The sequence below is a fragment of the Streptomyces acidicola genome (assembly GCF_009377235.1).
Lineage (GTDB): Bacteria > Actinomycetota > Actinomycetes > Streptomycetales > Streptomycetaceae > Streptomyces > Streptomyces acidicola.
Window position 1 is genome coordinate 1 of the sequence record NZ_VMNX01000361.1, and the last position, 6,856, is coordinate 6,856.

At 68.6% G+C, this 6,856-nt stretch carries 9 protein-coding genes; 6 read left to right on the forward strand and 3 right to left on the reverse strand.

The genetic code is table 11. The annotated features are described in order from the left end of the window. The first annotated feature begins 304 nt into the window (after nucleotides 1-304). Genes FPZ41_RS43565 through FPZ41_RS43575 form a run of 3 tightly spaced genes read left to right on the forward strand, consistent with a single transcriptional unit; the run spans nucleotide 305 to nucleotide 1,709 of the window. Nucleotides 305-1,147: a helix-turn-helix domain-containing protein gene (locus FPZ41_RS43565; protein WP_131568862.1), complete on the forward strand. Its 843-nt coding sequence runs from the start codon at nucleotides 305-307 to the stop codon at nucleotides 1,145-1,147. 3 nt (nucleotides 1,148-1,150) lie between these two features. Continuing rightward, a complete protein-coding gene (locus FPZ41_RS43570; RefSeq protein WP_322621487.1) occupies nucleotides 1,151-1,357 on the forward strand; it encodes a DUF397 domain-containing protein in 207 nt (68 codons plus the stop codon). A 40-nt stretch (nucleotides 1,358-1,397) separates the two neighbouring features. After that, nucleotides 1,398-1,709 (forward strand): hypothetical protein, encoded by a 312-nt coding sequence (locus FPZ41_RS43575; RefSeq protein WP_322621488.1) that lies wholly within the window; start codon nucleotides 1,398-1,400, stop codon nucleotides 1,707-1,709. 157 nt (nucleotides 1,710-1,866) lie between these two features. Here FPZ41_RS43575 and FPZ41_RS43580 read toward each other — a convergent pair whose 3' ends face one another. Next, entirely contained in the window at nucleotides 1,867-2,580 is a 714-nt protein-coding gene (locus tag FPZ41_RS43580) for a nucleotidyl transferase AbiEii/AbiGii toxin family protein (protein ID WP_322621489.1), read from the reverse strand. Nucleotides 2,581-2,650: 70 nt separating this feature from the next. Continuing rightward, on the reverse strand, nucleotides 2,651-3,493 hold the full coding sequence (locus tag FPZ41_RS43585) for a class I SAM-dependent methyltransferase (protein WP_228023405.1): 843 nt from the start codon (nucleotides 3,491-3,493) through the stop codon (nucleotides 2,651-2,653). 111 nt (nucleotides 3,494-3,604) lie between these two features. Between FPZ41_RS43585 and FPZ41_RS43590 the strand changes: the two genes are divergently transcribed. Beyond that, nucleotides 3,605-4,069 (forward strand): Lrp/AsnC family transcriptional regulator, encoded by a 465-nt coding sequence (locus tag FPZ41_RS43590; RefSeq protein WP_194236434.1) that lies wholly within the window; start codon nucleotides 3,605-3,607, stop codon nucleotides 4,067-4,069. 66 nt (nucleotides 4,070-4,135) lie between these two features. Here the strand turns inward: FPZ41_RS43590 and FPZ41_RS43595 are convergent, their stop codons facing one another. After that, complete coding sequence (locus FPZ41_RS43595) at nucleotides 4,136-4,891, reverse strand: GbsR/MarR family transcriptional regulator (protein WP_152870096.1); 756 nt, start codon at nucleotides 4,889-4,891, stop codon at nucleotides 4,136-4,138. Nucleotides 4,892-5,112: 221 nt separating this feature from the next. Here FPZ41_RS43595 and FPZ41_RS43600 point away from each other — a divergent pair, with 221 nt between their 5' ends. Continuing rightward, nucleotides 5,113-5,778: a DUF4097 family beta strand repeat-containing protein gene (locus FPZ41_RS43600; protein WP_152870098.1), complete on the forward strand. Its 666-nt coding sequence runs from the start codon at nucleotides 5,113-5,115 to the stop codon at nucleotides 5,776-5,778. 50 nt (nucleotides 5,779-5,828) lie between these two features. Further along, nucleotides 5,829-6,836, forward strand: coding sequence for an ATP-binding cassette domain-containing protein (locus FPZ41_RS43605; protein WP_152870100.1), 1,008 nt, complete (start codon nucleotides 5,829-5,831; stop codon nucleotides 6,834-6,836). The last annotated feature ends 20 nt before the right edge of the window (nucleotides 6,837-6,856 follow it).

Consider the following 6,856-nt stretch of genomic DNA (forward strand, 5'->3'; position numbering starts at 1 on the left):
GGGTGCGGTGGGTGCGGTGGGTGCGGTGGGTTCCTCGGTTTCGGGCATAGGTAACTCCTGGTCTGGAAGTGGGGGGTTGGAGAGCTGGGCTGCGCTGTGGTCGCGGGCGGTGGCTCTGCCGCGGCCGCCGTGGCAGGGCGGGGCGGTGTGCTTCCGGGGGTCCCGGTGTTTCGCAGTGTGTGCGTCGCATCACTGACGGTAGGGGGAAATGTTTAGCCCTTGCAAGTCGTTCGCGTAGCCTTGCACCCGATCGGGGCGTCCCACCCCCGCCCGGAACGTTGGCTGTTGGGGAAGCGAGAGTCGTATGCCGGCGAGGATCCAGCCGACCGTTCGCCAGGTTCGCCTAGGCACTGAGCTGCGCAGACTTCGGGAGGCCGCAGGCCTGTCCTCTCGGAACGCGGCAGGCCTGCTGGGTGTCAATCCGGCCCAGATGAGCCAGTTCGAGGCAGGGAATGCCGGGATCAACGAGGAGCGTGTACGCAGGCTGGCGGCGCATTACGCCTGTACGGACCGCGAGTTGATCGAGGCCCTCGTGGGCATGGCAACGGATCGGAGCCGGGGGTGGTGGGAGGACTACCGGGGTGTGCTGCCGCCGGTGTTCCTGGACCTGGCTGAGTTGGAACACCATGCGACGTTCATCGAGGAGATCTCGACTGCGCATGTCCCGGGCCTTTTCCAGACCGAGGAGTACGCGCGGGCCGTCATCACCTACTGGCGCCCGGAACTCCCGGAAAGCGAGGTGAAGCCAAGAGTGGAGCACCGGATGCGCCGCAAGGCGGTGCTTGCGAGGTGCCCGTACGAGGTCGTGCTGCATGAGCCGGTGCTGCGTACGCGAGTCGCCGACCGGCGGGTAGCGCGAGACCAACTCGACTCGCTCCTCGCCCAGTCAGAGGCGCACAACGTTACGGTGCGGCTCATCCCGTTCGACGTTGACGGATTCGCCGGTGCCAGCGCGGAGTTGCTGTACGCGGGTGGCCGGGTTCCCGCGTTGGACACGGCCCAGCGAGACACTCCCCAAGGGCCGGCCTTCATGGATGCGGCATCACAACTGCGGTCCATGCGAACGCTTTTTCGTAAGGTGGAGGGGGTGTCTCTGGATCCGGTTCGGTCCCGGGACTACATCCACCGCCTGACCAAGGAGCTGTGAGACGTGACTCAGTGGCAGAAGTCGACCTTCTCCAGCGGGACCGACGGAAGCAACTGCGTCGAACTCGCCCACAAAGACGCCACGTTGCTCCTCCGGGAAAGTGACGACCCCACCCGAATACTCCCCGTCCCCGCCACCGCCCTCGCTGCCCTCCTCTGCGACATCCAGGGCACTGAGCGCCGAGGGCCCGTGATCAAACTGGGTCGGTAGGCTCTTACGAACGGACCTTGAGCAGATAGTGAGCCGCACCGTGATACGAGACCTCTACAACGTCCGGTTGCGGCCTGCGGAGGGTGCTACCACACCGCTTACCGAGGCCGAAGAGCAGCGCTTTCGCGCTGTGTTGTTCAGCGAACTCGGCAACAAGATTTCCGACCAGGGCTGGGCACGTTTCCCGGCGTACACGACGGAAGACCGCCGTCGGCTGGTTGCTGTCGGGCACTGCCTCACCAGCTACTGGGGGCAGCAGGTTTTCGTCCAGGCCGAAGACCAGTGCCGCGTCAGGCTCTACCTTGCCGGATACGAAGCGCTGCCGGAGGCGTTGCCAGCGCGTTGTTCCTGACGCTGGCCGTCCACTGGTCGTGACGACAACTCCTGGCGCTTCAGCGCCCGGTACCTCTTCAGCGGCGCCGTGATCTTCTTCTGGCCCGCTGCGCCGTTCAGTTCTGTGACGAGGTCGTCCGGGCAGATCGGGTGTCTGCTCACGGTCCTCCCGGGGGTCATTCGTCGGGCGGTGGCCTCAGCGCCTCCTCCTCCAGGAGGCGTTCCGCGATGTCGTCGGCCCAGGACTGGGCCCACTGGCGGAGGGCCATGATGGCCTGTTCGTCCAGACCGGAGCGAGTGAATTCCCTGTCGCCGAGCCACTCGATGCCCTCCAGGCGGGACTGGAGGTCGGTGAGGTCGAAGGCGTCGAGGGCGTGGCGGCGGCCCAGTTCCTCCAGTTCGGTGAGGCTCCAGAGGTCCGCGGCGGCGTGGACGGCGACGAGGTCGCGGGCGAGGCCTCGGTCGGTCAGGGCCCGGACCTTCGTGCCGATGACGTCTTCGAGGGAGAGGGCCGGGCCGAGGGCGGTCAGGACAGGTGGGCGCCAGAGGGTTTCCTTGAGCATGTCGAGCGTGTGGTCCCCGCCTGTGGCTGGGTCGGTGACGATCAGCCGGGCGGAGAGGGGGTTCGTTTCCCGGTGGCGTACGCGCCAGCCCCGTTCCTCCAGGCCGGCCCGGACCGCGGCCGTGATCGTCTCCATGGGTTCGGGGCTTTCGGTCGCCACTTCCAGGGCTCCCGGCGCGGGCCCCTCGACCAGATGCTCGACCAGGCCATGTGCCTGCACCGCGTGGTCGCCGGAGAGGGCCAGGGCGTAGGGGGCGCCGATCGCGAGTACGTCGAGCAGGAGGCGCCGCCCGGCGTCGGTGTCCGTGTCGGCGTCGGTGTCGTTCACGTGGTGGCTCGTGTGCGGGGAGTGGCCATGCCCTGATTATCGCGGGGTGGTGCCGAGCCGGGCGGTGGCATCACACGGCACGTCGGAGGATCACCGTCCGCATGGCGCCCCCGGGGCCGGTCTCGTCCCGGACGACCCGGAGTCCCGCGGTACGACACTGCTCCAGCACCCACGCGTGGGCGAGCCGCAGCTTGCGGTAGCTGCGGGCGTGCAGGGTCCAGGCGCCCTCGGGGGCGGAACGGGTGTGGATCAGGTCGTGGACGACGACCGTGTAGTCGTCGTAGTCGTCCGGGTACTCCAGGAAGCAGGTCATGATCCGGTCCTCGGCGGAGCGGACCGGCAGGAAGCGGTCGGTGCCGGTGAGCGGGACGGTCAGGTCGCGGTAGGAGAGGACGGCCGTTCCGTCGGGCGCGAGCGCGCCGGCGATGTCGTTCAGCAGGGCGGCCACGTCCCCCCTGGTCGGGAGGTGGGTGAGCGTGTCGCCCAGGCAGACGATCGCGTCCGCCGAGCCCGGCCGGACCAGGTCCCGCAGTGCGGTGCGCAGATCGGACCGTACGGGGCGGACCGCGGGTATGTCGGCGGCGTGCGCCGACAGTTCGTCCAGCAGCGACTGGCTCAGGTCGACCGCGAGGACCAGGTCGAAGCCCGACTCGGCCAGGGCCAGGCTCGTATGGCCGGGGCCGCAGCCCAGGTCCACCGCCAGCGAACCGGCGGCCGGGGCCGGGCCCGGCACCACGGGAACCACGCCCCAGTCCGACAACTGCGCGCGCTGGGCGTCGGCCAGCGCGCCGAGGTCGCCGCCCAGCATCCAGGTGTAGTGCTCCGAGAGGAACCCGTCGTAGTGGTCGGCGGCGGCGGGCAGCACAGGCGCGGCGGCAGGTGTGGTGGGCGTGGTGGGCGTGGTGGGCGTCATCGAGGCGTGGGTCCCTTCGCATCCGGCGGATGGTCAGGGAATCTAGGCTGGGATGCGGGGGTTTGGGGGAAGCGCCGAACCAAATTCGGTTCCTCGCTGAGAATGACGGCCATGGACGACATTGATTCGGCGATCCTCCGTCATCTTCAGCGCGATGGACGGCTCACCAACCGGGAGTTGGCCCGCCTGGTCGGTATCGCGCCCTCCACCTGCCTGGAACGGGTCCGGGCGCTGAGGGCGCGCGGTGTGATCACCGGGTACCACGCGGCCGTGCAGCCGCGCATGCTGGGCCTGTCCCTCCAGGCGCTGGTGTTCGCGCGGCTGCGTCCGCTGAGCCGGGAGGTGATCTCCGGCTTCGAGGCGTATCTGGCCCAACTGCCCGAGGTGGTCTCCGTCTTCGTGGTCTCCGGCGACGACGACTTCGTCGTCCACGTGGCCGTGCCGGACATCGAGCAACTGCACGCGTTCCTCATGGACCGGTTCAGCGCGCGTCGGGAGGTGGTGAGTTTCCGCAGCTCGGTGATCTATCAGCAGACGAGTACGCGAGTGCTGACGCCCGGGAACGGACGCTCCTGAACGGACGTCCTTGAGCGGACTCCCGTAAACCAACCCTGTCTCCGCCGGCCTGGGCAAGACGGTTGTCTATCCGCGGTCTGAACTGGGCGTGGCAGTGCCGTCCGAGGTCGTTTCGGGTTTCGTGTGGAGGACTTCGAGGGCCTGGTCCGCCGCGCGGGCGGTGCTCTCGGAGACGAAGTCGAGGAAGCGGGCGGTGTTCTCAAGGCGGGTGGCGGCCGGGGTGCCGGGGCCGAGGATGCTGACGCCCTGCCGCGCGATCTCGACGATCTGGGCGATGGACCGGGCGCTGGCCATCATCGACTGGTACCAGATGTCGTCGTCGACGACGTAGCGCTCGCGGCGGCGTTCGTCGCGTTCCCGGCGGACGAAGCCCTGGCTTTCGAGGAACGAGATCGCTTTGGAGATGGACGCCGGGCTGACCTGAAGGCGCTGGACGAGTTCGGACGCGGTGAGACTGCCCGTGTCGCTGGTGTAGAGGCAGGCCAGCACCCGGGACATCATCTTGGGCGCGCCCGATTGCATCATGGCGGTGGTGAAGGTCTCCTCGTATTCGCGCACCGCCTCGGGGTCGCGTCCGTAGGCCTGCGGGGGCGCCTCCGGCCCTCGGGGCGCGGCCTGCCTGCGACGGTGGGCGCGGTGTTCGGTGGCGCGGTGGGCGAGGTCGGCGCGGTAGGCGGTGGGGCCGCCGTTGCGCATGACCTCGCGTGTGATGGTCGAGGTCGGGCGGTCGAGGCGTCTGGCGATCTCCGCGTAGGCGAGGCCGTCGGCCAGTCCCAGCGCGATCTGCTGACGTTCCTGCTGAGTGAGCCTGCCTCCCGGCATCGTGGTCTCCTCCGTGGTTCGTGGTGTCTGAAGCATAGCTTTCATCTTCGTTCCATTGCAACGAGTAGGCTGCAATGTTGCATTAGATTCCAGGTCATTGCAATGATTGCTCGTCCTTGACCTGCATTAATTGAGGTTAAGTGCAACGACATCGTTGCGGGATCTTCGAATGCAACGTAGCTTTTTCGATGTCGGAAACGACGAACCCAAAGGAGCGCACGATGCAGAAGTTCGACACCCCCGCCCCGGTGACCGCCGTCCTGGACATCCCCGCCGGACGCATCCAGTTCATCGCCGCCGACCGCACCGACACCACGGTCGAGGTCCTGCCCGCCAACGCCTCCAAGAGCCGAGACGTGAAGGCGGCCGAGGAGATCGAGTTCGCCTACAGCGACGGCGTCCTGCGGATCGAGGCCCCGGAAGCGAAGAACCGGATCCTCGGCAACTCCGGATCCGTCGAGGTGACTGTCCAGCTGCCCGTCGGCTCCCGCGTCGAGGCGAGGGCCGCCAGCGCCGAACTCCGGGGCGTCGGACGCCTCGGCGACGTCACCTTCGAAGGCGCGTACCGCCAGATCAAGATCGACGAGGCCGCGAGCCTCCGCCTCACCGTGATCGACGGCGACGTCGAGGTCGGCCGGCTGGGCGGCCCCGCGGAGATCAGCACCGCAAGGGGCGACATCCGGATCGCCGAGGCCGTACGCGGCACGGTCGTGCTGCGTACCCAGTCCGGCGACATCTCGGTCGTCGCCGCCGCCGGAGTCTCGGCCGCCCTGGACGCCGGCACCGGCTACGGCCGCATCAGCAACGCCCTCAAGAACGACGGCACCGCCGAGCTCGACATCCGCGCCACCACCTCCCAGGGCGACATCACCGCCCGCAGCCTGTAAATCCGCAGCCACCAAAGCCGCCAAAGCCACCAACAAGGGGGGCACCTCTCATGACCGACCTGGCCATCGCGGCGAACGGGCTGCGCAAGTCCTACGGCGACAAGGTCGTCCTCGACGGCGTCGACCTGGCCGTCCCGGAAGGGACGATCTTCTCCCTGCTCGGCCCGAACGGCGCCGGCAAGACCACCGCCGTCAAGATCCTCTCCACTCTCATCTCCCCCGACTCCGCCAGTGGCCGGCTCCGCGTCGGCGGTCACGACCTCGCCACCGACCCGCAGGCCGTGCGGGCCGGGATCGGAGTCACCGGGCAGTTCTCCGCCGTCGACGGCCTGATCACCGGCGAGGAGAACATGCTCCTCATGGCGGACCTGCACCACCTCTCCAAGCGCGAAGGACGGCAGGTCACCGCCGAGCTGCTGGAGCGCTTCGACCTCACCGAGGCCGCGAAGAAGCCCGCATCCACCTACTCCGGCGGCATGAAGCGCCGCCTCGACATCGCCATGACCCTGGTCGGCAACCCGCGGATCATCTTCCTCGACGAGCCGACCACCGGCCTCGACCCACGCTCCCGGCACAACATGTGGCGGATCATCCGCGAGCTCGTCACGGGCGGCGTCACCGTCTTCCTCACCACTCAGTACCTGGAGGAGGCCGACGAGCTCGCCGACCGCATCGCCGTGCTCAACGACGGCAAGATCGCCGCCCAGGGCACCGCCGAGGAGCTGAAGCGGATCGTCCCCGGCGGACACGTCCGGCTCCGCTTCACCGACCCGGCCGCGTACCAGAGTGCCGCCTCCGCCCTGCGTGAGGCGGCCCGGGACGACGAATCCCTCGCCCTGCAGATCCCGAGCGATGGCAGCCAGCGCGAGCTGCGCTCCATCCTCGACCGGCTGGACTCGGCCGGCATCGAGGCCGACGAGCTGACTGTGCACACCCCCGACCTCGACGATGTCTTCTTCGCCCTGACCGGCGGCGCCGACATACCCAGCCAGCCCAGCCAGCCCAGCCAGCCCAGCCGGCCGAACCAGCCGAACCAGCCCAAGGAGGCCGTCCGATGAGCACCCCCCTGGCTCCCGCC

What these genes read in the sequence shown, in the direction of transcription:
- FPZ41_RS43565 (WP_131568862.1), top strand. Translation starts at nt 305, where the DNA reads ATGCCGGCGAGGATCCAGCCGACCGTTCGCCAGGTTCGCCTAGGCACT.
- FPZ41_RS43585 (WP_228023405.1), bottom strand. Translation starts at nt 3,493, where the DNA reads ATGACGCCCACCACGCCCACCACGCCCACCACACCTGCCGCCGCGCCT.
- FPZ41_RS43590 (WP_194236434.1), top strand. Translation starts at nt 3,605, where the DNA reads ATGGACGACATTGATTCGGCGATCCTCCGTCATCTTCAGCGCGATGGA.
- FPZ41_RS43595 (WP_152870096.1), bottom strand. Translation starts at nt 4,891, where the DNA reads ATGCCGGGAGGCAGGCTCACTCAGCAGGAACGTCAGCAGATCGCGCTG.
- FPZ41_RS43600 (WP_152870098.1), top strand. Translation starts at nt 5,113, where the DNA reads ATGCAGAAGTTCGACACCCCCGCCCCGGTGACCGCCGTCCTGGACATC.
- FPZ41_RS43605 (WP_152870100.1), top strand. Translation starts at nt 5,829, where the DNA reads ATGACCGACCTGGCCATCGCGGCGAACGGGCTGCGCAAGTCCTACGGC.